Annotated in this window: 22 protein-coding genes; 11 read left to right on the forward strand and 11 right to left on the reverse strand. The window is 56.2% G+C overall.

The window, feature by feature from the left end; translation table 11 throughout:
• Nucleotides 1–179: 179 nt before the first annotated feature.
• Complete coding sequence (gene dnaN, locus CE636_RS14920; protein WP_004145090.1) at nt 180–1280, reverse strand: DNA polymerase III subunit beta; 1101 nt, start codon at nt 1278–1280, stop codon at nt 180–182.
• Nucleotides 1281–1284: 4 nt separating this feature from the next.
• Nucleotides 1285–2688 carry a chromosomal replication initiator protein DnaA gene (gene dnaA / locus CE636_RS14925; RefSeq protein ID WP_017899658.1) on the reverse strand — a complete coding sequence of 468 codons (1404 nt, stop codon included), beginning with the start codon at nt 2686–2688 and terminating at the stop codon, nt 1285–1287.
• Nucleotides 2689–3309: 621 nt separating this feature from the next.
• On the opposite strand from dnaA, the gene rpmH reads away from it, so the two are divergent.
• The 10 genes from rpmH to CE636_RS14975 all read left to right on the forward strand — a co-directional run bounded on the left by rpmH (nt 3310) and on the right by CE636_RS14975 (nt 11421).
• Complete coding sequence (gene rpmH / locus CE636_RS14930) at nt 3310–3450, forward strand: 50S ribosomal protein L34 (protein WP_000831330.1); 141 nt, start codon at nt 3310–3312, stop codon at nt 3448–3450.
• Between the two features lie 15 nt (nt 3451–3465).
• Nucleotides 3466–3825 (forward strand): ribonuclease P protein component, encoded by a 360-nt coding sequence (gene rnpA, locus CE636_RS14935; RefSeq protein WP_004151535.1) that lies wholly within the window; start codon nt 3466–3468, stop codon nt 3823–3825.
• Complete coding sequence (gene yidD / locus CE636_RS14940) at nt 3789–4046, forward strand: membrane protein insertion efficiency factor YidD (protein ID WP_004151536.1); 258 nt, start codon at nt 3789–3791, stop codon at nt 4044–4046. Before rnpA ends, yidD begins: the two co-directional genes overlap by 37 nt.
• A 2-nt stretch (nt 4047–4048) precedes the next feature.
• Nucleotides 4049–5695 (forward strand): membrane protein insertase YidC, encoded by a 1647-nt coding sequence (gene yidC / locus CE636_RS14945; RefSeq protein ID WP_017899657.1) that lies wholly within the window; start codon nt 4049–4051, stop codon nt 5693–5695.
• 122 nt (nt 5696–5817) lie between these two features.
• Nucleotides 5818–7182 (forward strand): tRNA uridine-5-carboxymethylaminomethyl(34) synthesis GTPase MnmE, encoded by a 1365-nt coding sequence (gene mnmE / locus CE636_RS14950; protein WP_004202288.1) that lies wholly within the window; start codon nt 5818–5820, stop codon nt 7180–7182.
• A gap of 118 nt (nt 7183–7300) precedes the next feature.
• Nucleotides 7301–7720 carry a GNAT family N-acetyltransferase gene (locus CE636_RS14955; RefSeq protein WP_004202289.1) on the forward strand — a complete coding sequence of 140 codons (420 nt, stop codon included), beginning with the start codon at nt 7301–7303 and terminating at the stop codon, nt 7718–7720.
• Between the two features lie 99 nt (nt 7721–7819).
• Nucleotides 7820–9004: an MFS transporter gene (locus tag CE636_RS14960; RefSeq protein WP_004202290.1), complete on the forward strand. Its 1185-nt coding sequence runs from the start codon at nt 7820–7822 to the stop codon at nt 9002–9004.
• Complete coding sequence (yidZ, locus tag CE636_RS14965) at nt 8973–9932, forward strand: HTH-type transcriptional regulator YidZ (protein WP_004202291.1); 960 nt, start codon at nt 8973–8975, stop codon at nt 9930–9932. The genes CE636_RS14960 and yidZ overlap by 32 nt, the downstream gene beginning before the upstream one ends.
• A gap of 310 nt (nt 9933–10242) precedes the next feature.
• Nucleotides 10243–10818 (forward strand): 4'-phosphopantetheinyl transferase family protein, encoded by a 576-nt coding sequence (locus CE636_RS14970; protein WP_072500828.1) that lies wholly within the window; start codon nt 10243–10245, stop codon nt 10816–10818.
• A gap of 36 nt (nt 10819–10854) precedes the next feature.
• Nucleotides 10855–11421, forward strand: a complete 567-nt coding sequence (locus CE636_RS14975; protein WP_004202293.1) for an NADPH-dependent FMN reductase — start codon at nt 10855–10857, stop codon at nt 11419–11421.
• 45 nt (nt 11422–11466) lie between these two features.
• Here the strand turns inward: CE636_RS14975 and CE636_RS14980 are convergent, their stop codons facing one another.
• Nucleotides 11467–12804, reverse strand: a complete 1338-nt coding sequence (locus tag CE636_RS14980) for an NCS2 family permease (protein ID WP_004202294.1) — start codon at nt 12802–12804, stop codon at nt 11467–11469.
• Nucleotides 12805–12973: 169 nt separating this feature from the next.
• Here CE636_RS14980 and yieH point away from each other — a divergent pair, with 169 nt between their 5' ends.
• Nucleotides 12974–13639, forward strand: coding sequence for a 6-phosphogluconate phosphatase (gene yieH / locus CE636_RS14990; protein WP_004202295.1), 666 nt, complete (start codon nt 12974–12976; stop codon nt 13637–13639).
• A gap of 174 nt (nt 13640–13813) precedes the next feature.
• Here yieH and CE636_RS14995 read toward each other — a convergent pair whose 3' ends face one another.
• From CE636_RS14995 to glmS, 8 genes are all read right to left on the reverse strand, one after another.
• Nucleotides 13814–14980, reverse strand: a complete 1167-nt coding sequence (locus CE636_RS14995) for an alpha/beta hydrolase-fold protein (RefSeq protein WP_017899656.1) — start codon at nt 14978–14980, stop codon at nt 13814–13816.
• A 38-nt stretch (nt 14981–15018) separates the two neighbouring features.
• Nucleotides 15019–16650 (reverse strand): carbohydrate porin, encoded by a 1632-nt coding sequence (locus CE636_RS15000; protein ID WP_017899655.1) that lies wholly within the window; start codon nt 16648–16650, stop codon nt 15019–15021.
• 473 nt (nt 16651–17123) lie between these two features.
• Nucleotides 17124–17849 carry a phosphate signaling complex protein PhoU gene (gene phoU / locus CE636_RS15005; protein ID WP_004107251.1) on the reverse strand — a complete coding sequence of 242 codons (726 nt, stop codon included), beginning with the start codon at nt 17847–17849 and terminating at the stop codon, nt 17124–17126.
• A 50-nt stretch (nt 17850–17899) separates the two neighbouring features.
• Nucleotides 17900–18673, reverse strand: coding sequence for a phosphate ABC transporter ATP-binding protein PstB (gene pstB / locus CE636_RS15010; protein WP_004145006.1), 774 nt, complete (start codon nt 18671–18673; stop codon nt 17900–17902).
• Nucleotides 18674–18720: 47 nt separating this feature from the next.
• A complete protein-coding gene (gene pstA, locus CE636_RS15015) occupies nt 18721–19611 on the reverse strand; it encodes a phosphate ABC transporter permease PstA (protein WP_004202301.1) in 891 nt (296 codons plus the stop codon).
• On the reverse strand, nt 19611–20570 hold the full coding sequence (pstC, locus tag CE636_RS15020) for a phosphate ABC transporter permease PstC (protein ID WP_004202302.1): 960 nt from the start codon (nt 20568–20570) through the stop codon (nt 19611–19613). The genes pstA and pstC overlap by 1 nt, the downstream gene beginning before the upstream one ends.
• Before the next feature lie 128 nt (nt 20571–20698).
• The gene (gene pstS / locus CE636_RS15025; RefSeq protein WP_004150308.1) at nt 20699–21739 is read right to left on the reverse strand and encodes a phosphate ABC transporter substrate-binding protein PstS; all 1041 of its coding nucleotides are present in this window, start codon (nt 21737–21739) and stop codon (nt 20699–20701) included.
• Between the two features lie 339 nt (nt 21740–22078).
• Complete coding sequence (glmS, locus tag CE636_RS15030; RefSeq protein ID WP_004202303.1) at nt 22079–23908, reverse strand: glutamine--fructose-6-phosphate transaminase (isomerizing); 1830 nt, start codon at nt 23906–23908, stop codon at nt 22079–22081.
• Nucleotides 23909–24018: the final 110 nt, after the last annotated feature.

The following is a 24018-nucleotide window of genomic DNA, read 5'->3' on the forward strand; positions in this document are numbered from 1 at the left end:
GGTGTCGCAGCCAGTTCGTCTACCGCCAGCGCGCAGAAAGCGGAGCGTACACGAAGTACGTGAGCATTTGCTCGCTCCGCTCGTCCTTCGGACCGTCTTACAGACGTCCAAAACGCATAGCGTTTTGTCGAGCACTGCCGGAAGGCGAAATGGCAAGTAAACCAGCCCCTTTGCAGATTCTACAATCGCATTGGCATGACAACGTAGGCGGCGGATTGCGAAGCCGCATCCTCAATCTGCACGCTCGACACCGAATCCGTCAGCAGAATCCGTACATTCTCGCACTTCAGCGCGTTCAGCACATCCAGCACGTAGCTAACGTTGAAGCCAATCTCCATCTCCGTTCCGGCGTAGGTCACGTCCAGAATCTCTTCCGCTTCTTCCTGCTCCGGGTTATTGGCGGTGATTTTCAGCTGATTTTCGCTCACGTACAGCCGCACGCCGCGGAATTTCTCATTGGAGAGAATCGCCGCGCGGGCAAAAGCCTGCTTCAGAATATCGCAGCCCGCTTCGAGGTGTTTATCCGGATTTTTCGGCAATACGCGGCGATAATCCGGGAAACGGCCATCAACCAGCTTCGAAGTGAAGATAAAATCGCCGACGTGGGCGCGGATGTTATTGCTGCCAATCTGCACGCGCAGCGGCGTATCACCGCCGTCGAGCATCCGCATCAGCTCAATCACTCCTTTACGCGGCACGATCACCGAATGGTTCGGCAGCGACGCTTCCAGCGGCATCGAACAGACCGCCAGACGGTGGCCGTCGGTAGCAACGGTGCGCAGTTCGCTGCCTTCGGTTTCGAACAGCATACCGTTTAAGTAGTAACGAACATCCTGGTGCGCCATCGAGAACTGGGTCGCTTCGATCAGACGCTTCATGGTCGCCTGCGGCAGGGTAAATTCCACCTCGCTCTGCCAGTCGTCAAGATTCGGGAAATCGGCAGCGGGCAGGGTCGACAGCGAGAAGCGGCTGCGGCCGGAACGCACCAGCATGCGATCGCCTTCCAGCTGCACCGCGATCTCCGCGCCTTCCGGCAGGCCGCGGCAGATATCAAAGAATTTACGCGCCGGAACGGTGGTGGCGCCCGCTTCGTGCGGCTGAACCAGCGCCACGCGCGCCACCATCTCCATTTCAAGATCGGTACCGGTCAGCGACAGCGCGCCGTCCGCGACCTGAAGCAGCAGGTTACCGAGAATGGGCAGCGTCGGACGACCACCTAACGGACCGCTCACCTGTTGCAGCGGTTTTAATAAATGTTCACGTTCTACGGTAAATTTCATAGCGTCACGAGGATAATGTTCTGATTAAATTGGAAAAATCTTCTTTAATGTCGTGGCTTTCTTCACGCAGCTGCTCAATCTTGCGGCAGGCGTGCAGCACGGTGGTATGGTCGCGGCCGCCAAACGCATCGCCGATTTCCGGCAGGCTGTGGTTGGTCAGCTCTTTGGCCAGCGCCATCGCCATCTGACGAGGACGCGCCACCGAACGGGAGCGGCGTTTGGACAGCAGATCCGCTACCTTAATCTTGTAGTACTCCGCCACCGTCTTTTGAATATTGTCGATGGTGACCAGTTTTTCCTGCAGCGCCAGCAAATCGCGCAGCGCTTCGCGCACGAAATCGATGGTGATCGCCCGGCCGGTGAAGTTGGCGTTGGCGATAACGCGGTTCAACGCCCCCTCCAGCTCACGCACGTTTGAGCGCAGACGCTTGGCAATAAAGAACGCTACTTCACCCGGCAGGCGGATGTCGTTCTCATCGGCTTTTTTCATCAGGATCGCGACGCGGGTTTCCAGCTCCGGCGGCTCGATCGCCACCGTCAGCCCCCAGCCGAAGCGGGATTTCAGACGATCTTCAACGCCGTTGATCTCTTTGGGATAACGATCCGAGGTCAAAATGATCTGCTGATTACCTTCCAGCAGGGCATTGAAGGTATGGAAAAACTCTTCCTGGGATCGCTCTTTATTGGCGAAGAACTGAATGTCATCGATCAGCAGGGCGTCAACGGATCGGTAGTAGCGCTTAAACTCTTCGATGGCGTTGTTCTGCAGCGCTTTAACCATGTCCTGAACGAAACGCTCCGAGTGCATATAGACCACTTTGGCGTTCGGTTTACGGGCCACGATACCGTTCCCCACCGCGTGCAGCAGGTGGGTTTTGCCCAGACCCGTCCCGCCATAAAGGAACAGGGGGTTGTAGGCGCCGCCCGGGTTATCCGCCACCTGACGCGCCGCCGCGCGGGCCAGCTGGTTAGATTTACCTTCGACGAAGTTATCAAACGTGTGTTTCACGTTAACGTTAGAACGGTAGGTCGGCTCCGCTGGCGCTGGGACATTATCCCAGCCAGGGCGCACGATCGTCGGCGCCACGCGCGCGGTCTGCACCTGCGCCGCCGGGATAGTCGCTGCGGCCGGGCTTACCGCCCCTTTCTGCAGCGAGCTGGCGGGCTTAGCGCCCACCTCAAAACGCAGCTGCGGGGCGTCCGCACCGCAAAAATCATTGAGGAGTCCATTGATATTATTGAGGTATTTGTCCCTTACCCAGTCGAGCACAAAACGGTTTGGCGCATACAGTGCCAGCGTGTTATCGCTCAGTTCCGCCTGCAATGGGCGGATCCACATGCTGAATTCTGTGGCTGGTAACTCATCCTGCAATCGGGCAAGACACTGCTGCCAAAGCGAAAGTGACACGGCGGACTCCACTCGAACATAAAATCGATATCAAAGAAAAACTGAAACAATCGTGATTGTTGGCACACGTCGACAAGACCCTGCATTAGCCGAAAAGCCCCTGCACAAAAGGGGTGACGTGCGAACCGCTATCTGCGGTTATTTCCCGCTGCGGATCCGGGGATCGCGATCGGGACCGGGGATCATAGCCTAAACTGAGAAAGAGATCTTGTGTTTCTCAACAGATTCTTCCCGATTTATCCACAGGAAGGATCGAAACCGGGTAAGTGTAATCGATCCTGGAAGGAGTGAAGCACGATTTCCGCCGCATATTGGAAAAATTAATGAGCTATGCCGCTTTTGGGCGCAAACGATCTAACAAAGATCCTTCAGGATCCTTGCGCTTTACTGGCCAGGCCGTATAATCCCCCACCCGGCGCGTAATGCCCGTTTTCGTCACACGTCTCAGCTTATTTTTTGTGCGACGAGGTGCGAGAAATAAGGAAAGAGAATTGACTCCGGAGTGTACAATTATTACAATCCGGCCTCTTTAATCACCCACGCTGAGGCGTAAGTCGTTCGAAGTTCGTTCGGGTCTACGCAAAAGTCAGTGAATTTATTCAAGTTTAGGTAGAAATCGCCATGAAACGCACTTTTCAACCGTCTGTACTGAAGCGCAACCGTTCTCACGGCTTCCGTGCTCGTATGGCTACTAAAAATGGTCGTCAGGTTCTGGCACGTCGTCGTGCTAAAGGCCGCGCTCGTCTGACCGTTTCCAAGTAATAAAGCTAACCCTGCGTGGTTAAGCTCGCATTTCCCAGGGAGTTACGCTTGTTAACTCCCAGTCATTTCACTTTCGTCTTCCAGCAGCCACAACGGGCTGGCACGCCGCAAATCACCATCCTCGGCCGCCTGAATTCGCTGGGGCATCCCCGCATCGGTCTCACCGTCGCCAAGAAAAACGTGAAACGCGCACATGAACGCAATCGGATTAAACGTCTGACGCGTGAAAGTTTTCGTTTGCGTCAACATGAACTCCCACCTATGGATTTCGTGGTGGTGGCGAAAAGAGGGGTTGCCGACCTCGATAACCGTGCTCTCTCGGAAGCGTTGGAAAAATTATGGCGCCGCCATTGTCGCCTGGCTCGCGGGTCCTGATCGGCCTGATTCGAGTTTATCAGCGCCTGATTAGTCCGCTACTCGGGCCGCATTGTCGTTTCACCCCAACCTGTTCTCAATACGGAATTGAGGCCTTACGCAGGTTTGGAGTGATAAAAGGCAGTTGGTTGACAATGAAACGCGTATTAAAATGCCACCCTTTACACCCTGGTGGTGACGATCCCGTCCCGCCTGGACCATTTGATACCAGAGAACACTAACGATGGATTCGCAACGCAATCTTCTTATCATCGCTTTGTTGTTCGTGTCTTTCATGATCTGGCAAGCCTGGGAGCAGGACAAAAATCCGCAACCCCAGCAGCAGACCACGCAGACTACGACCACAGCAGCGGGTAGCGCCGCCGACCAGGGCGTACCGGCCAGTGGCCAGGGGAAACTGATTACGGTTAAAACCGACGTGCTTGAGCTGACTATCAACACCAACGGTGGCGATATTGAGCAGGCGCTGCTTCTGGCGTATCCAAAAACGCTGAAATCGACCGAACCGTTCCAGTTACTGGAAACCACCCCGCAGTTTGTCTACCAGGCGCAGAGCGGCTTAACCGGCCGTGACGGTCCGGATAATCCGGCAAACGGCCCGCGTCCGCTGTACAGCGTCGATAAAGAGGCGTTTGTGCTGGCCGATGGCCAGGATGAGCTCGTCATCCCGCTGACCTACACCGACAAAGCCGGCAACGTCTTCACCAAAACCTTCACCCTGAAACGCGGTGGCTATGCGGTGAACGTCGGTTATAGCGTGCAGAATGCCAGCGAGAAACCGCTGGAAGTCTCGACCTTCGGTCAGCTGAAGCAGACCGCTGCGCTGCCGTCCAGTCGCGATACGCAGACCGGCGGCCTGTCCACGATGCATACTTTCCGTGGCGCAGCGTTCTCCACCGCGGATTCGAAATACGAAAAATACAAATTCGATACCATTCTGGATAACGAAAACCTGAACGTTAGCACCAAAAACGGTTGGGTTGCCATGCTGCAGCAGTACTTCACCACTGCGTGGGTGCCGCAGAATAACGGGACGAATAACTTCTATACCGCCAACCTCGGCAACGGCATTGTTGCTATCGGCTATAAATCTCAGCCGGTACTGGTACAGCCTGGTCAAACCGACAAACTGCAGAGCACGCTGTGGGTCGGCCCGGCGATTCAGGACAAAATGGCTGCCGTCGCGCCGCACCTGGATCTGACCGTCGACTACGGCTGGCTGTGGTTCATCTCTCAACCGCTGTTCAAGCTGCTGAAGTTCATCCACAGCTTCCTCGGCAACTGGGGCTTCTCGATCATCGTCATCACCTTTATCGTTCGTGGCATCATGTACCCGCTGACCAAAGCGCAGTACACCTCCATGGCGAAGATGCGTATGCTGCAGCCGAAGATTCAGGCCATGCGCGAGCGTCTGGGCGACGATAAACAACGTCAAAGCCAGGAGATGATGGCGCTGTATAAAGCGGAGAAAGTGAACCCGCTGGGCGGCTGCTTCCCGCTGATTATTCAGATGCCGATCTTCCTTGCGCTGTACTACATGCTGAGCGCCTCGGTTGAACTGCGTCATGCGCCGTTTATCCTGTGGATCCACGACCTGTCTGCTCAGGACCCGTACTACATCCTGCCGATCATCATGGGCGCGACGATGTTCTTCATCCAGAAGATGTCGCCGACCACCGTGACTGACCCGATGCAGCAGAAGATCATGACCTTTATGCCGGTCATCTTCACGGTGTTCTTCCTGTGGTTCCCGTCTGGCCTGGTGGTGTACTACATCGTCAGCAACCTGGTGACCATTATTCAGCAGCAGCTGATTTACCGTGGTCTGGAGAAGCGTGGCCTGCATAGCCGCGAGAAGAAGAAATCCTGATACTCTTCATTCTTCAAGGCAACGCATCTGCGACTTGAATAATTTAGAGTAGTTACGGTAACGTTAATGCCAGAGAAGGCGGTCAATGGACCGCCTTTTTTACATCTACATAGAGAGTCACCATGAGCCATAACGACACTATCGTCGCCCAGGCAACCCCACCGGGACGCGGGGGTGTGGGCATCCTGCGCATCTCCGGCCTCAAAGCGCGCGACGTCGCGCAGGCGGTACTTGGCAAGCTGCCGAAACCGCGCTATGCCGACTACCTGCCGTTCAACGACGTTGACGGTACGCCGCTGGATCAGGGGATTGCGCTGTGGTTCCCCGGGCCGAACTCCTTTACCGGGGAAGATGTGCTTGAGCTGCAGGGCCACGGCGGCCCAGTCATTCTCGACCTGCTGCTTAAACGTATTCTGACCCTGCCGGGCCTGCGCATCGCCAGGCCGGGCGAATTCTCTGAGCGCGCGTTCCTTAACGACAAGCTCGACCTGGCGCAGGCAGAGGCCATCGCCGACCTTATCGACGCCAGCTCAGAACAGGCGGCGCGCTCGGCGCTGAACTCACTGCAGGGGGCCTTCTCCGCGCGGGTTAACCACCTTGTGGAAGCGCTCACTCACCTGCGCATCTATGTGGAAGCGGCGATTGATTTCCCGGATGAAGAAATTGATTTCCTCTCCGACGGCAAAATTGAAGCCCAGCTGAACGAGGTGATGGCCGACCTCGACGCCGTCCGCGCCGAAGCCCGTCAGGGCAGTCTGCTGCGCGAAGGGATGAAGGTGGTGATCGCCGGGCGGCCAAATGCCGGTAAATCGAGCCTGCTAAACGCCCTGGCGGGCCGCGAAGCAGCGATCGTCACCGACATCGCCGGCACCACCCGCGACGTGCTGCGCGAGCATATCCATATCGACGGCATGCCGCTGCATATCATTGATACCGCAGGCCTGCGCGACGCCAATGACGAAGTGGAACGTATCGGCATCGAGCGCGCCTGGCAGGAGATTGCCCAGGCCGATCGGGTGCTGTTTATGGTCGATGGCACCACCACCAGCGCCGTTGATCCGGCGGAGATCTGGCCAGATTTTATCGAGCGCCTGCCCGCTAAACTGCCGATTACCGTGGTGCGTAATAAAGCCGATGTCACCGGCGAAGCGCTGGGTATCAGCGAAGTAAATGGCCACTCACTGATCCGCCTGTCGGCACGCACTGGCGAAGGCGTCGAGGTGCTGCGTAACCACCTCAAGCAGAGCATGGGCTTCGATACCAATATGGAAGGCGGCTTCCTCGCCCGCCGTCGCCATCTGCAGGCGCTGGAAGAGGCGGCGGACCATCTGCAGCAGGGCAAAGCCCAGCTGCTGGGCGCCTGGGCCGGCGAGCTGCTGGCGGAAGAGCTGCGTCTCGCGCAGCAGGCGCTGAGCGAGATCACCGGGGAGTTCACCTCCGATGACCTGCTGGGCCGCATCTTCTCCAGCTTCTGTATCGGCAAATAACGTTTAGTCCGTAAATGTTCACTCACCCGCATTAACGCCGCGTTAATGCGGTTTTTTTCTTGCCCTTTGCGGCGCAACGTTCTCTACTTTTATCTCCCCTTAACCACGAGACTAAAGCATGACCGTTGAATATACCGTGATCGAGAAGGTGCCCTCCGCCGAAGCGTTTTGCCACCTGCGAGAGGTAGCGGGTATGTCGCCGCGCCCCCTGGAAGGCGCCAGAGCCGGGCTGCCGCGCAGCTGTTATGGCGTACATATCCTCTGGCAGGAGACGCCTATCGCCATGGGGCGCATCGTCGGCGACGGCGCAATTAATTTCGACATTGTCGACGTCGCCGTCGATCCGGCTCACCAGGGAAAGGGCCTTGGGCGGCTGGTGATGGAGAAGCTGGTTGCCTGGCTGGACGCTAACGCCTTTGACGGCGCCTACGTTACGCTGGTGGCGGATGTTCCGGAGCTGTACGCGAAGTTTGGCTTCGAAAGCGTTCGGCCGGAAAGCGAAGGGATGGCCCGCGTGTGGCGATGCCGGGGCCGCTAGTTCGCGTTTCCTGCCAGGAAAATAGCGTTGTCCAAATGGCAACTCGTCTTGCGGGACGTTCCTCACTATGCTGAACGCCATTCACATCGCGAGGATCTCATGACACGCTTTCTTCTCTGCAGCTTTGCCCTGGTTCTGCTCTATCCCTCCGGCATCGATATGTATCTCGTCGGCCTGCCGCGTATTGCTCAGGATCTGGGAGCCAGCGAGGCGCAATTACATATCGCCTTCTCGGTCTATCTGGCCGGAATGGCCTCCGCGATGCTGTTTGCTGGCCGTATCGCCGACCGCTCGGGGCGTAAGCCTGTCGCCATGGTGGGGGCGGCGATCTTTGTTATCGCCTCCCTGCTCTGCGCGCAGGCGCACACCAGCAGCCACTTCCTTACCGGACGCTTTATCCAGGGGATCGGCGCCGGCTGCTGCTACGTGGTGGCTTTCGCTATTCTGCGCGATACGCTGAACGACCGTCGACGGGCCAAAGTGCTGTCGTTGCTCAACGGCATTACCTGCATCATCCCCGTGCTGGCGCCGGTGCTCGGCCACCTGATCATGCTGAAATACCCGTGGCAGAGTCTGTTCTACACCATGATCGGCATGGGGGTAACAGTGGGTTTGCTGGCGGTATTTATCCTGCGCGAGACGCGTCCGACGGCGCCTGCGCAGACGGCTATGCCGCAGCATGGCGCGGGCGAATCGCTGTTGAACCGCTTTTTCCTCAGCCGCATTCTCATCACCACCCTCAGCGTGACGGCGATCCTCACCTACGTGAACGTCTCGCCGGTACTGATGATGGAGGAGATGGGGTTCGATCGCGGCACCTATTCCATGACGATGGCGCTGATGGCGATGGTCAGCATGGCGGTCTCCTTCTCGACGCCGTTCGCCCTGTCGCTGTTTAAACCACGCACCCTGATGATAACCTCGCAGCTGCTGTTCCTGGCGGCAGGCGTGGCGCTGAGCCTCGCCACCCAGCAGGTCGTCACCCTGGTCGGGCTGGGCATGATTTGCGCCGGCTTCTCCGTCGGCTTCGGCGTCGCAATGAGCCAGGCCCTGGGGCCATTCACGCTGCGCGCCGGTGTCGCCAGCTCGGTCCTCGGCATCGCGCAGGTGTGCGGTTCGTCGCTGTGGATTTGGATCGCCGCCATCATCGGACTCAGCGCAATGAATATGCTGATCGGGATACTCATTGCCTGTAGCATAGTGAGTCTTGTTCTGCTACTGGTCGCCACCCCGCCGCGGGTTGCGCAACACAATGAAGAAGCCGCTTTCGAGTCTCGATCTTAATTTACTGCTCTGCCTGCAGCTCCTGACCCAGGAGCTCAGCGTCACCCGTACGGCGAAGCGGATGAACGTTTCGCCCTCGGCGGTGAGCAAGTCGCTGGCCAAGCTGCGCGCCTGGTTTGACGATCCGCTGTTTGTCAAAACGCCGCTGGGCCTGGCGCCTACACCGCTGGTCAGCAGCATGGAGCAGGATCTGGCGGACTGGATGCAGATGGGCAACCAGATCCTCGATAAACCGCACCACACCATGCCGAGCGGCCTCAAGTTCGAGCTGGCGGCGGAAACGCCATTGCTGATGATCCTGTTTAACACCCTCTCCCAGCGCATCTATCAGCGCTACCCGCAGGCATTGATTCGTTTGCGCAACTGGGACTACGACTCCCTGGACGCCATCATCCGCGGCGAGGTGGATATCGGCTTCTGCGGACGCGAAAGCCATCCGCAGTCGCGGGAGCTGCTGAGCCTGCTGCCGTGGTATATCGATTTTGATGTGCTGTTCACCGACCTGCCGCAGGTCTGGCTGCGCGCCGATCATCCGGCGCTCAGGGAGGAGTGGGATCTGGCGGCATTCTTACGCTATCCGCATATCACCATCTGCTGGGAACAACGCGATACCTGGGCGCTGGACGACGTGCTGCAGGAGCTGGGGCATAAGCGTAATGTGGCGCTGACCGTGCCGGGGTTTGAGCAATCCCTCTTTATGGCGGCTCAACCGCAGCACACCATGCTGGCCACCGCGCCACGCTACTGCCAGCACTATAATCAGCAGCATCAGCTACCGCTGGTCTCCCGGCCGCTGCCGCTAGAGCCGCAGCATCTGGAAAAGCTTCGCGTCCCCTTCACCTTGCTATGGCATAAACGCAACAGCTACAACCCGAAGCTTGTCTGGCTTAGAGATACGTTGAAAGCGCTCTATTCCGGTACGCTGTAAGCTTTGTTTCGTGTCCGTAGCACCTTATTTGCGCAATAATTTGTAAAATCCAAACAAATTCCCTTTTCAAGGGGGGATTTCGGCATTAAAACCTGTTAATACCAGGCGATAATAGCGCCCGCAGTTTTCATTCAGACCATTACTCACGGAGCGACGTATGGCAACGCATTTTGCACGAGGGATACTCAGTACCGGGGAGCCGCTATCGACACGTTTGTCAGCGGCCTGTCATCAATCCGCACGTCGGCTCCCTGAATACCGGCAAGCCCGCTTTCGCGCTTCGCGGTCGCTGCTCGCCGAACTGCTGTTTATGCTTTACGGCATCGGCGAGCTGCCTGAAATCGTTAACGAAGCCAATGGCCGACCGGTTTTTAGCGATCGTCACCTTCCCCGCTTCTCTATCTCTTATACTGGCAATATCGTTGGCGTAGCGCTGACCACCGAAGGGGATTGTGGCCTCGATATGGAGCTGCAGCGCACTGTCCGCAGCCACGACGCCGACCGGCAAAATTTCAGTAACAATGAGAATCTGTGGGTTAACATTCAGCATGACCCGGACGAAGCGCGCAGCCAACTGGTGGCGCTGCGGCGCAGCGTGCTGAAGCTGACCGGTGAAACATCAACGCAGCTGCAGCTGCTGCCTGGCTCCGGCCGCCTGCGTACCGCCGGCAGCCTGCCGATCGAAGCCGTCTGTGACGCCGAATCGCTGCTGGTGTGGTCGATTGCCGCTACCCCGAATATCGGCCCGCTGAAGGTCTGGGAGTATGACGCTAAGAGAGGCGACTGGCACAGCCTGGCGGACGCTCAGCGGCGCGCGCGCGAGCCGTCAGCCCGCCTGATGCGCTTTACCAGCCTACCCACGGAAAAAACCTTATCCCTCAATTGACCGGTCTTGCCGGCATCATGATCCAAAGGAGCAATCATGTCAGATACCTTGAAAGTGGTTACGTTACTCGGCAGCCTGCGTAAAGGGTCGTTTAATGGAATGGTCGCGCGTACCCTGCCCGGCATCGCGCCGGCGGGCATGGACATCTCCGCGCTGCCGTCAATCGGCGATATTCCGCTGTACGATGCTGATATTCAGGAAGAAGAGGGATTCCCGCAGCGCGTGCAGGAGATTGCGCAACAGATCCGCGAGGCGGATGGCGTGGTGATCGTCACCCCCGAGTATAACTATTCCGTGCCTGGCGGCCTGAAAAACGCCATCGACTGGCTTTCACGCCTGCCAGAGCAGCCGCTGTCCGGCAAGCCGGTGCTGATTCAAACCAGCTCAATGGGCGCCATCGGCGGCGCGCGCTGCCAGTATCATCTGCGGCAGATTCTGGTGTTCCTCGATGCGATGGTAATGAATAAACCGGAATTTATGGGCGGCGTGATCCAGAACAAAGTGGATCCGCAGTCAGGTGAAGTGGTCGATCAGAGCACCCTCGACCATCTGCGCGGCCAGCTGACCGCCTTTGGCGATTATATTAAGCGGGTAAAAGCATAAAAAAAGCCCGGCAGCGATGCCGGGCTTTTTCATCATGCGTGCGGATTAATGTGCATCAATAAAGACAATCTTCAGCACGAACAGCAGCGAGACGATAATTACGCAAGGGCTGAGGTCGCGCAGACGGCCGGTGCCGATCTTCATCACGCAGTAGGAGATAAAGCCCAGGGCGATACCTTCAGTGATCGAGAAGCTAAACGGCATCATCACCGCGGTGATAAACGCCGGTACCGCTTCCGTCAGGTCATCCCACTTCACGCGCGCCAGGCTGGAGGTCATCAGCACGCCGACGTAAATCAGCGCGCCGGCGGCCGCATAGGCCGGAACCATCCCCGCCAGCGGAGAGAGGAAGATAACCAGCAGGAACAGGATACCGACGACAACGGCGGTCAGGCCGGTGCGCCCGCCTACGGAAACGCCGGAGGAGGATTCGATATACGCTGTTACCGATGAGGTGCCGATGAAGGAACCTGCCACCGACGAGACGCTATCGACAAACAGCGCCTGCTTCATGCGCGGGAATTTACCGTTGGCGTCCGCCAGACCCGCTTTATCCGTCACGCCGATCAGCGTCCCGGAGGAGTCAAACAGGTTGACCAGCATAAAGGAGAAGATTACCCCGGCCAGGCCCAGATTCAGGGAGCCCGCCAGATCGACATGACCGATCACCGAAGTCACGCTCGGCGGCGCTGAGACGATACCAGTGTAGTGCACATCCCCCAGCATCCAGCCCAGCAGGGTGGTCACAACGATAGAGACCAGTACCGCGGCGTGAATGTTGCGCGACGCCAGAATCGCGATGATAAAGAAGCCCAGCACGCCCAGCAGCACGCTGTGGGAGGTAAGATGACCAATGCTGACCAGCGTTTCCGGGTTAGCGACGATAACCCCGGCGTTCTTCAGGCCCATCATACCGATAAACAGGCCGATCCCGCTGGTGATGCCCACGCGCAGGCTCAGCGGAATATTGGCGATCATCCAGTAGCGTACGCGGAAGATCGTCAGCAGCAGCAGGCCGACGGCGCCCCAGAAAATCGCGCCCATGCCGACCTGCCATGGCAGGCCCATCGCCTGCACCACCACAAAGGCGAAAAAGGCGTTCAGGCCCATCGCCGGCGCCAGAGCAACCGGCAGGTTCGCGAACAGCCCCATCATGATACTGCCGAAAGCGGCAATCAGACAGGTGGTCACAAACACGGCGCTGGTATCCATGCCCGCTACGCCAAGAATTTGTGGGTTAACAAAAACGATATACACCATCGTCAGGAACGTGGTGAAACCGGCGATGGCTTCCGTGCGCACCGTGGTGCCATGCTCGCGCAGTTTAAATACGCGCTCCAGCAGACCCTGGCCAGAAGACTGGCTGGTTTGTTGTTGACTCATTATCGGTTTCCGAACGTAAGGAGGGAAAATTCGACGCTATCCTATACCAAATTACAGCGCCAGGCGCGGTTGTATGGTAATTTTTTTCATTTATTTTGCTTATACGGCAACGATTGCGTCGCGGCATTGGACATAACGAAAACGTTAAACTTGTTAATATGGAATGGCTATGACTCAACCAGAAGCAGTATTTTTTGACTGTGACGGCACGCTGGTCGACAGCGAGGTAATTTGCTCCCGCGCCTACGTGCACATGTTCCAGGAATTTGGCATTACGCTGGAGCTGGCAGAGATTTTTAAGCGCTTCAAAGGCGTAAAGCTGTACGAAATAATCGACACCATCAACGCCGAGCATGGCGTTAACCTGCAAAAGGCCACCCTGGAGCCGATTTACCGTGCGGAAGTCGCCCGCCTGTTCGATAGCGAACTGGAGGTGATTGCTGGAGCCCAGGCGCTGCTGGATGCGGTAAGCGTCCCGATGTGCGTGGTCTCCAATGGCCCGGTCAGTAAGATGCAACACTCTCTCGGCCGCACCGGCCTGCTGCACCATTTCGCTGACCGGTTGTACAGCGGCTACGATATTCAGCGCTGGAAACCCGATCCGGCGCTGATGTTCCATGCCGCAAAGGCGATGAACGTTAACGTTGAGAACTGCATTCTGGTTGATGATTCCAGTGCAGGTGCACAATCGGGAATAGCCGCCGGCATGGAGGTGTTCTACTTCTGCGCCGATCCGCACAACCCGCCAATCGATCATCCCAAAGTGACAACCTTTACCGATCTGGCTGCGCTGCCGGCATTGTGGAAAGCGCGCGGTTGGGATATCACTCGCTAGCCCCCGGCGTCGCCCGGCCGGGCGACGGTTGGCAGCAAGGGTAGCCCGGTAGCGCAGTGATCTCGCCCAGAACAGGATGGCTGGCGACCGGCTTAAGTCATTATCTTCGGACACAAGCACTTTCATCTTGTCTTTCTTCACTCGCGGAAAACGGGGGCTAAACGCCCCCTCCGGCTATTTAAACAGTTTTTGCACAAACTCCGCGTAGGCAGGGCGCCAGACGTCCATTTCATGGTTCAGGCCGGGATAGGCGTGATAGTCAAAGTTGATCTTCTGTTTTTCCAGCTCGCTTTTCAGACCCGCGATGTCTTTGCCGGTCACGGAATCTTTTTCCCCGACGACCACGGTAAAGTTACGCAGCTGTTTATTGATGGCCTCAGGATGTTTCAGCTGTGCTTCCACACCAGCATTCGGCACCGTGGTGGTTGTGACGCCGCTAAACGTGGCGAGCCAGCCAAAGCTCTCCAGATGATTCATTCCGGAGACCAGCGCCTGATAGCCGCCCTGCGACAGCCCGGCGAGCGCCCGGCCATCCGCGTCTTTACGCACATTAAAACGCGCATCAATCAGCGGAATGATATCGTTCATCAGCTCGTTATCAGCCGCTTTCGCATTTAGCGGATAGAAGGTTTTGCGTCGCTCCTGCGGCGGGAAGTTTTCCGCGATGGCTTCCGGGATATCGGTTTCGGTATCCGGGACCACCACCAGCATTGGCTTGATCTTGCCCTCCGCCAGCAGGTTATCCATGATTTGCGGGATCCGCCCCTGATCGATGGCCGACAGGCCGCTGTCGCCAAAGCCATGATAGAAATAGAGCACCGGCAGCGGATCGCCGGTTCCGCTATAACCCGGCGGCGTCCAGACATAGAGACGACGTTCAGCGTTCAGCGCCTTTGAGTGATAGGTAAGGGTGCGCAGATCGCCGTGCGCGACCGCCCGATCGTCAAGAATACTGCCCGGCACCAGAATCAAACTGGTGTTCACCTGGCGCTGCGGCTTCTGATAGCGGCCGCCGGTATCTACCGAGCGGAAGCCATCCACATCGAAATAGTATTCATAGAGATTGGGGTTCATCGGCTCGCTTTTCCATGTCCAGACTCCGTCCGCTGCCTTGGTCATGTCGTGCGAGACAAAAGAGTCCGGCGTGGCGCCGGTGACTACCGAAACCCGCCGGGCATCAGGGGCAAACAGGCGGTAAGTGATACTTTTATCCGCGTTAACTTGGGTGATAAAGTGGCTCACCGGCAGGGAGGGGTCCGGCACCGCGGGCAACGGTGCCGCCTGAATGGTGAACGCCGCGCCCGCCAGCGCCAGGGCGAAATAAATTGCATGTCGTTTCATCGTTATTCCTCTTATGTTGTGTCCGTTCTGTTATCGTCTCACCACCAGATTTCCGCCTGCGCCCCTACGGCAAACTGATCGTTTTTACCGTCTTCAAAAATGCTGGTGGTGTTATTCGCGGCCTTATCCAGGTCGATATCCTTCGCTTTAATATAGGTGGCATAGAAGCGAATTTCCGGGCGCGAGGTCAGCATACTGGTATTAACTTTGAAGGTATGGAACAGCGTGGTCTTATAGCCGGACTCGTTATATTTTTTGCCGGTAACATCTTTGTTTTGCTGCTTGAAGTACCCCAGTTCGACGCCGGTCTGGTTATATTTATTCCAGATATAAGCCGGTCGCAGGACCGTACGGATGGATTCAAAATCGGAGTGGGCCCCGGTCTCGTAGCTGTAAACGTCGTTACCAAAAGAGTAAACGATGGCATTCGCCATAATAATGTCATCACGTAAATAGGTTTCCCCTTGCGAGGTTAAGCGCACGGCGGTGCCATTGGTATGGTCGCCATAATAGCGGCCGTTAAAGGTTGTATAGGGGCTGGATCCGGCATAGCGCGAGAAGCTGCTGGCAATGGAGTTATTCGCCAGTAAGAAAGAGAATTCGTTAAAGCCGCCGTTAGCAAATTTTTGCGTTAACGAGGTGCCGGCCATCCAGGTATCTTTCCATGGATAATAGCCTTCATTGCCCTCTTTATATTTCTCAGAAGAACTTTGGTTGGCAGCGACATAGCGTCCGCTGACCATCAGGCTGGCTTTATCCCACAGCGGGATCTCTTTGTAACGGATATCAAGGGTATTGGTGTTTATTTGCTGCTTATTGCTCAAGGAACGATCGTAGTCATCAACATCTTCCCGCACCAGCGCGATATCGAATTTCCCGACGCCAACCTGCCAGTTTTCCAGCCCCACGCCAGCCGCCGCATCGGTTCTCTGCGTTTTCCAGTCCAGCATCTGGATCTCGATTTTTGGCGCACCGTGTTTGCCGACCCAGAAATCGGCCTCCGGGGCAAACGGCAGGAATCCTTTGGTGTTAACGTACATATCCGAGAATTGGATGTAGTTTTCGCCGCCGGCATTGTCGCCAAACCAGCCAGTGGAATACTGCTGGCCAACGTTCCCGTCGAGCATCACGATGGCGTCGACGCGTTTATCGCCTTCCTGAAACACCCGCTGCTTCAGCTGCAGATCGAACCAGCCGGAATATTCATTGCCCAGACGGCCAAGCGAGCCGATGGCCCACGATTTTGGCGAGCCATGCGAGGCGGTTCCCCAGCCCGAGCGGAAGTAGCCGTTATAGCTAAAGCCAATTTCATCTTTGACGAACCTGCTAAAATCTTTCAGCGTCATCGCGCTGTAGGCTGGTGCACTGTCTGTAGCAGGTTGTTGATTTTTGACCAGTACCGCATCCGGTTTCACCGCTGCTTTCGGTCCGGCTGCCGCCGCGACGTTGCGCTTCTGGCTCTCTGCAGGCGGAGACCATGAGGCCCAAATCTGGTCTCTTTTTCTCTCCTGGTCTTGATATTTTTTGAGCTCTTTTTGCGTATCGCTGAGCGCTTTTTCCAGCAACTCAAGCCGTTGCTCTACCGTCAGCTGGCTCGCGATCAGGGAGGTTGAATAACAAAGCGGCGCCAGCAAGGCTATCGCCGAAGCGATCCTGGTTTTTCTCATCATAATATTCCCTTATATAAGTATTGGCATTAATAAAAACGACAGCGACAAGCATCGCGCGGGTTCAAATAGCTTTATCCATACCGCTTAAGGGCGCGGGGACTGTTATTTTTGCGCCTGGAAAAAAGCAAAAAAACCCGAAGAAGACGATCTGCCTTAACAGATAATCCTCTTCAGGTTTTGCCCGCGCATCGCGGTAGCAACCCTTATTAAGTCATTCTTCGCACGCATAAAAAAACCTGATATCGCCGCCGTGGGGGCAATATCAGGTTTTGCCTGCTGTCGCAGTAACAATCCGTTTAAAACATTCTGAGCTTGCGCGCTCAGTCAGTGGATGCTGATTGTTACGCGATAAAATGAAGAACTCAAACGGGCGGCCTGTTAATTGTGACGATAATCTCAGCAATATCGCTGCCGGTGGAGGAATCATATCTAATTCTGATAAATCCATTCATCAGAATTAGACAAAATGATTATTACTCTTTCGGATCTTTACCAGCGAGCAATTTATCCAGTTCATCGCCGCCCACATGACGGAAATCCTGGCCTTTGACGAAGTAGAAAATATATTCGCAGATATTCTGGCAGCGGTCGCCGATACGCTCGATGGAGCGCGCGCAGAACAGCGCCGTCAGGACGCTGGGGATAGTGCGCGAGTCTTCCATCATGTAGGTCATCAGCTGACGTACGATGCCTTCATATTCCTGGTCGACTTTCTTGTCTTCGCGATAGATACGTACCGCCTCGTCGAGATCCATACGCGCGAAGGCATCCAGCACGTCATGCAGCATCTGCACCGTATGGCGGCCCAGCGATTCAAGGCTCACCAGTAGCGGCTGATGCTGCTGGGAAAACTTCTCCAACGCGGTACGGCAGATTTTATCCGCCACATCGCCAATGCGTTCCAGCTCAGCGATAGTCTTGATGATCGCCATCACCAGGCGCAGGTCGCTGGCGGTCGGCTGGCGCTTGGCGATGATGCGCACGCAGGCTTCATCGATCGCCACTTCCATCATGTTGACCTGTTTGTCGCCGTCAATCACGCGTTTCGCCAGTTCGCTGTCCTGGTTATGCATTGCGGTGATCGCATCAGAAAGCTGTTGCTCCACCAGCCCCCCCATGGTCATCACCTGGGTGCGGATATACTCCAGTTCAGCGTTGAACTGGCCGGAAATATGTTTGTTAAGATTTAGGTTGTCCATGGTGTCTCCTGATTGCCCAACTGGTGAGAGCCTGAAAGCACAAGGGCAAATCAACCGTAGCGGCCAGTAATATAATCTTCAGTTTGTTTCTTCGCGGGCTTGGTGAACAGGTCATCCGTATTGCTGAACTCAATCAGCTCGCCAAGATACATAAATGCCGTATGGTCGGAGCAACGCGCAGCCTGCTGCATGTTGTGAGTCACGATAACGACGGTGTAGTCCTGTTTCAGCTCGGTGATCAGTTCTTCGATACGCCCGGTGGAGATCGGGTCCAGCGCGGAGCACGGCTCATCAAGCAGCAGCACTTCCGGGCGGATCGCGATACCGCGGGCAATACACAGACGCTGCTGCTGACCACCGGAGAGAGAATACCCGCTCTGGTGCAGTTTATCTTTGGTTTCGTTCCATAATGCGGCTTTGGTCAGCGCCCACTGCACGCGCTCGTCCATATCGGCACGGGACAGTTTTTCAAACAGGCGCACCCCGAAAGCGATGTTGTCGTAAATGGACATCGGGAACGGCGTTGGCTTCTGGAACACCATGCCAACCTTAGCGCGCAGCAGGGCGATATCTTGGGTGTTAGTCAGAATATTGTCGCCATCCAGTAGGATCTCACCTTCCGCACGCTGCTCTGGATACAGTTCAAACATTTTGTTGAACGTGCGCAGCAGGGTGGATTTACCACAGCCTGACGGACCGATAAACGCCGTTACCTGGTTTTTGGTGATATCCAGGTTGATGTTCTTCAGGGCATGGAATTTGCCGTAGTAGAAGTTCAGGTTACGAACTGAAATCTTACCCGGAGCTGTATTCACCATACTCATCTCAATCTCTTCCTCATTCAGCGCAGCCGTGGCTGCGCCGCAAAAAATTAACCGTGTTTCTTCTTGGCGAAGATAACGCGCGCCAGGATGTTCAGCAGCAAGACGCACAGGGTGATAATCAATACCCCGGCCCATGCCAGTTGCTGCCACTCCGCAAACGGACTCATGGCAAATTTGAAAATGGTCACCGGCAGGTTGGCAATCGGCTGCATCATGTCGGTGCTCCAGAACTGGTTAGACAACGCGGTGAACAGCAAGGGCGCCGTTTCCCCAGCGATACGGGCGATAGCCAGCAGGATCCCGGTCATAATCCCTGAGACGGAGGCTTTCAGGGTGATCGCCGAGATCATCTTCCACTTCGGCGTCCCCAGCGCATAGGCCGCTTCACGCAGGCTATCCGGCACCAGTTTCAGCATGTTTTCGGTGGTACGAATAACGATAGGCACCTGCAGCAGCGCCAGGGCGATAACGCCCGCCCAGCCCGAGAAGTGCTGCATCTGCGCCACCACGATGGTGTAGACGAACAGGCCGACCACGATAGACGGTGCGGAAAGCAGAATATCGTTGATAAAGCGGATAATTTCAGCCAGCACCGACTTGCGGCCATACTCCGCCAAATAAATTCCGGCGAGGATACCCAGCGGCGTACCAAAGACGGTTGCCCACAGGATCAGCAGGCCGCTGCCGGCGAGGGCGTTGGCCAGACCACCGCCCGCGGTATTCGGCGGCGGCGTCATTTCGGTAAACAGCGCCAGACTCATGCCGTCGAAGCCGCGGGTTATGGTCGCCATCAGGATCCAGATAAGCCAGAACAAACCAAACGCCATGGTGGCCATCGACAGCGCCAGAGCGATACGGTTCTTCATGCGGCGTTTGGCCTGCATCTTGCGGCGGGACTCCGCCAGCTCGGCGGTGCTTTGCATTTCAATGGTCGCCATTAGCGTGCCCCCTCATTCTTCGCGAGGCGCATAATCATAAACTTCGACGCCGCCAGAACGATAAAGGTGATAACGAACAGGATCAGGCCCAGCTCCATTAGCGCCGCCACGTGCAGGCCGGTTTCCGCTTCGGCAAATTCGTTGGCCAGCGCGGAAGTAATGCTGTTCCCCGGCATATACAGCGATATGCTGTCGAGCTGGTAGGTGTTGCCGATGATAAAGGTGACCGCCATGGTTTCACCCAGCGCGCGGCCCAGACCGAGCATCACGCCGCCGATCACCCCGTTTTTGGTGAACGGTAAAACGATGCGCCAAATCACTTCCCAGGTGGTGCAGCCGATGCCATAGGCCGACTCTTTCATCATCACCGGCGTCTGTTCGAAAACATCGCGCATGACCGCGGCGATATAAGGGATGATCATGATGGCCAGAATGACGCCAGCGGCGAGAATGCCAATCCCAAACGCCGGGCCGGCAAACAGCGCGCCGACGAACGGGATGGTCGACAGGACGTTCCCCACCGGCTCCTGGAAGTAAGTCGCAAACAGCGGGGCGAAAATAAACAGGCCCCACATGCCGTACACGATACTCGGGATTGCCGCCAGCAGCTCAATCGCAATGCCCAGCGGGCGCTTGAGCCAGGCGGGGGACAGTTCAGTCAGAAACAGCGCGATGCCGAAGCTCACCGGGACGGCGATCAGCAGCGCGATAAAGGAGGTCACCAGAGTTCCGTAGATCGGCACCAGCGCGCCAAAGATTTCGTTGGGCGCATCCCACTCTTTGGTCCACAAAAAGGCAAAGCCAAACTTTTGAATGCTCGGCCAGGAAGAGATGATCAGGGAAACAATGATGCCGCCCAGCATCAATAGCACAATCAGCGCAGCCAGTTTTACCAGCGCACTGAAAATTATGTCACCCTTTTTCCCCGGAGGGGTAAATGCAGGCTTGGTTGCAGCCATAGATTACTCTTTACGTATTAAAACTTGTTCGAATAAATGCCCGGTGGCGTTGGCTCCCGGGCCTACAGTCTGAACCGTAGGGCGGGCAGCGCCTGAACGCCCCCGCCATCTTCGTCAAAAATCTACTGTTAGTACAGCGCTTTACCGCTGCTGTCTTTGACGTTGGTTTTCCATGCCGCACGAACCTGCTCTACCACGCTTTCCGGCAGCGTCGCGTAATCCAGCGCATTAGCTTCTTTCCCGCCGTTTTTATACGCCCAGTCAAAGAACTTCAGCACTTCGGCGGTCTGCTCAGGCTTGTTCGTCGCCTTATGCACCAGGATGAAGGTGGTTGAGGTGATCGGCCATGCGTTTTCACCTTTCTGGTTAGTCAGGTCCTGAGCGAAAGACTTGCTCCAGTCAACGCCTTTTGCGGCGTTAGCGAAGTTGTCTTCAGTCGGGCTAACCGGCTTGCCGTCGGCAGAGACCAGTTTGGTGTACGCCAGGTTGTTTTGCTTGGCGTAAGCGTATTCGACGTAACCAATCGAGCCCGGCAGACGCTGAACAAAAGCGGCGATACCGTCGTTGCCTTTACCGCCCAGACCGGTTGGCCAGTTAACGGTAGAGCCTGCGCCGATTTTCGATTTCCACTCTTCATTCACTTTGGACAGGTAGCTGGTGAAGACGAAGGAGGTACCGGAACCATCGGCGCGGCGAACCACGGCGATATTCTGCGACGGCAGCTTCAGACCCGGGTTGAGCTTAGCGATCGCTTCGTCATCCCATTTTTTAATTTTACCCAGGTAGATATCGCCGAGGGTTTTGCCATCCAGCACCAGCTCGCCGGATTTCACGCCAGGCAGGTTAACCGCCAGCACCACGCCGCCAATCACGGTCGGGAACTGGAACAGGCCTTCCTGGGTCAATTTGTCATCAGCCAGCGGAGCATCAGAAGCACCGAAATCCACGGTGTTGGCAATAATCTGTTTAACGCCACCAGAGGAACCAATACCCTGGTAGTTCACTTTATTGCCAGTTTCTTTCTGATAGGTGTCAGCCCATTTGGCATACACCGGCGCAGGAAAAGTTGCACCTGCGCCAGTCAGGCTTGCTGCTGCGAAAGCAGAGAAAGCGCTCATCGATAAGGTCGCGGCGACAACTGTTGCGACGGTGGTACGCATAACGTTCATAATGTCTCCTGCTGGGATTCGTAAATCATTGTTTCGAGGCTATGGTGAGCAAAATAGGTCAAAGAGGTGACAGTAAAATGTACGAATTATGACATTTTTATGACACGCCAGGAGGGGGGATTTTACGTCAAATAATACACTTATAACTCAAATGGTTATCTACTAGCATTACCACACAATGACAGAATAATTTTCTTTTTATGACAGCGAAATCGCAGAGCAAAACGATCGTTTGTCATCTATCGCCTGCCCAGATATTGCGCACAAGATCGGCGAAAAACAGCAGGTAAAAATAAAAAAGGGCCGCCGCCGGCAGCCCTTTGCAAAAGAGATAATACGTTACTCAACCGTGACCGATTTCGCCAGGTTACGCGGCTGATCAACATCAGTGCCTTTGATCAGCGCAACGTGATAAGCCAGCAGCTGCAGCGGTACGGTGTAGAAGATAGGCGCGATGCTCTCTTCGACATGCGGCATCTCAATGATGTGCATGTTGTCGCTGCCGTTGAAGCCGGCGTCACCGTCGGCGAAAACGTACAGCTCACCGCCGCGGGCGCGAACCTCCTCGATGTTGGATTTCAGTTTTTCCAGCAGCTCATTGTTCGGCGCCACTACGATCACCGGCATTTCCGCATCAATCAGCGCCAGCGGGCCGTGCTTAAGCTCGCCTGCCGCGTAGGCTTCCGCGTGAATATAGGAGATCTCTTTCAGCTTCAGCGCCCCTTCCATAGCGATCGGGTACTGATCGCCGCGGCCAAGGAACAGCGCATGATGCTTATCAGAGAAACGCTCTGCCAGCTGCTCAATACGCTTGTCCTGGGAGAGCATCTGCTCGATACGGTTCGGCAGCGCCTGCAGGCCGTGGACGATATCATGCTCAATGGACGCATCCTGGCCTTTCAATCGCGCCAGTTTCGCCACCAGCATCAGCAGCACCGTCAGCTGAGTGGTAAAGGCCTTGGTCGAGGCCACGCCAATTTCCGTTCCGGCTTTGGTCATCAGCGCCAGATCGGATTCACGCACCAGCGACGAGCCCGGCACGTTGCAGATGGCCAGCGAGCCGAGATAGCCCAGCTCTTTCGACAAACGCAGCGCCGCCAGGGTATCGGCGGTTTCACCAGACTGGGAAAGGGTGATCATCAGGCTGTTACGACGCACCGCAGACTTCCGATAGCGGAATTCGGAGGCGATTTCCACATCGCACGGCACGCCGGCTAACGCCTCGAACCAATAGCGGGAGACCATCCCGGAGTTATAGGAGGTCCCGCAGGCAACAATCTGAATATGTTCAACCTGAGCCAGCATTTCATTGGCGTTCGGTCCCAGCTCGCTGAGATCGATTTCGCCGTGGCTGATTCGCCCGGTCAGGGTGTTCTTAATCGCATTCGGCTGTTCGAAAATCTCTTTCTGCATATAGTGGCGATAGATACCTTTATCGCCGGCATCATATTGCAGATTGGATTCGATCTCCTGGCGCTTCACTTGCGCAGCGGATTTATCGAAAATCACTACCGAGCGACGAGTCACTTCCGCAATGTCGCCTTCTTCAAGGAAGATGAAGCGGCGGGTAACCGGCAGCAGCGCCAGCTGGTCGGAGGCGATAAAGTTTTCCCCCATGCCCAGACCGATAACCAGCGGGCTACCGGAGCGGGCCGCCAGCAGGGTACCCGGGTCGCGGGTATCCATGATTACGGTGCCGTAAGCGCCGCGCAGCTGCGGGATGGCGCGCAGCACGGCTTCACGCAAGGTTCCACCTTGTTCCAGCTCCCAGTGCACCAGATGGGCGATAACTTCGGTATCGGTCTCAGTGACGAAGACATAGCCGCGAGACTGCAGCAATGCGCGCAGCGGCTCGTGGTTTTCGATGATCCCGTTATGGACCACCACAATGTGTTCAGAAACATGCGGATGCGCATTGCTCTCAGACGGTTCGCCGTGCGTCGCCCAGCGAGTATGGGCGATCCCGGTACCACCGTGTAACGGTTGCTCTTCGACCGCCTGAGCCAGCATCTGTACCTTACCCAGGCGACGCACGCGAGTCATATGACCTTCGCTGTCGACTACCGCCAGACCGGCAGAGTCATAGCCACGGTATTCCAGACGACGTAAACCTTCGAGAAGGATTTCAGCAATATCACGCTGCGCGACTGCGCCAACAATTCCACACATAGTTAAATTTCCTGATAATGGCGATATGCCATGCGTTGTCGCTGACCTGTATTTGCCCGTTTCCCGGGCGCCCCGAGCCTTGTAGAGAGTGGGGTTATTGTTATGGTACT

The sequence above is a fragment of the Klebsiella sp. LY genome (assembly GCF_004010915.1).
GTDB classification, from domain to species: domain Bacteria; phylum Pseudomonadota; class Gammaproteobacteria; order Enterobacterales; family Enterobacteriaceae; genus Klebsiella; species Klebsiella quasipneumoniae.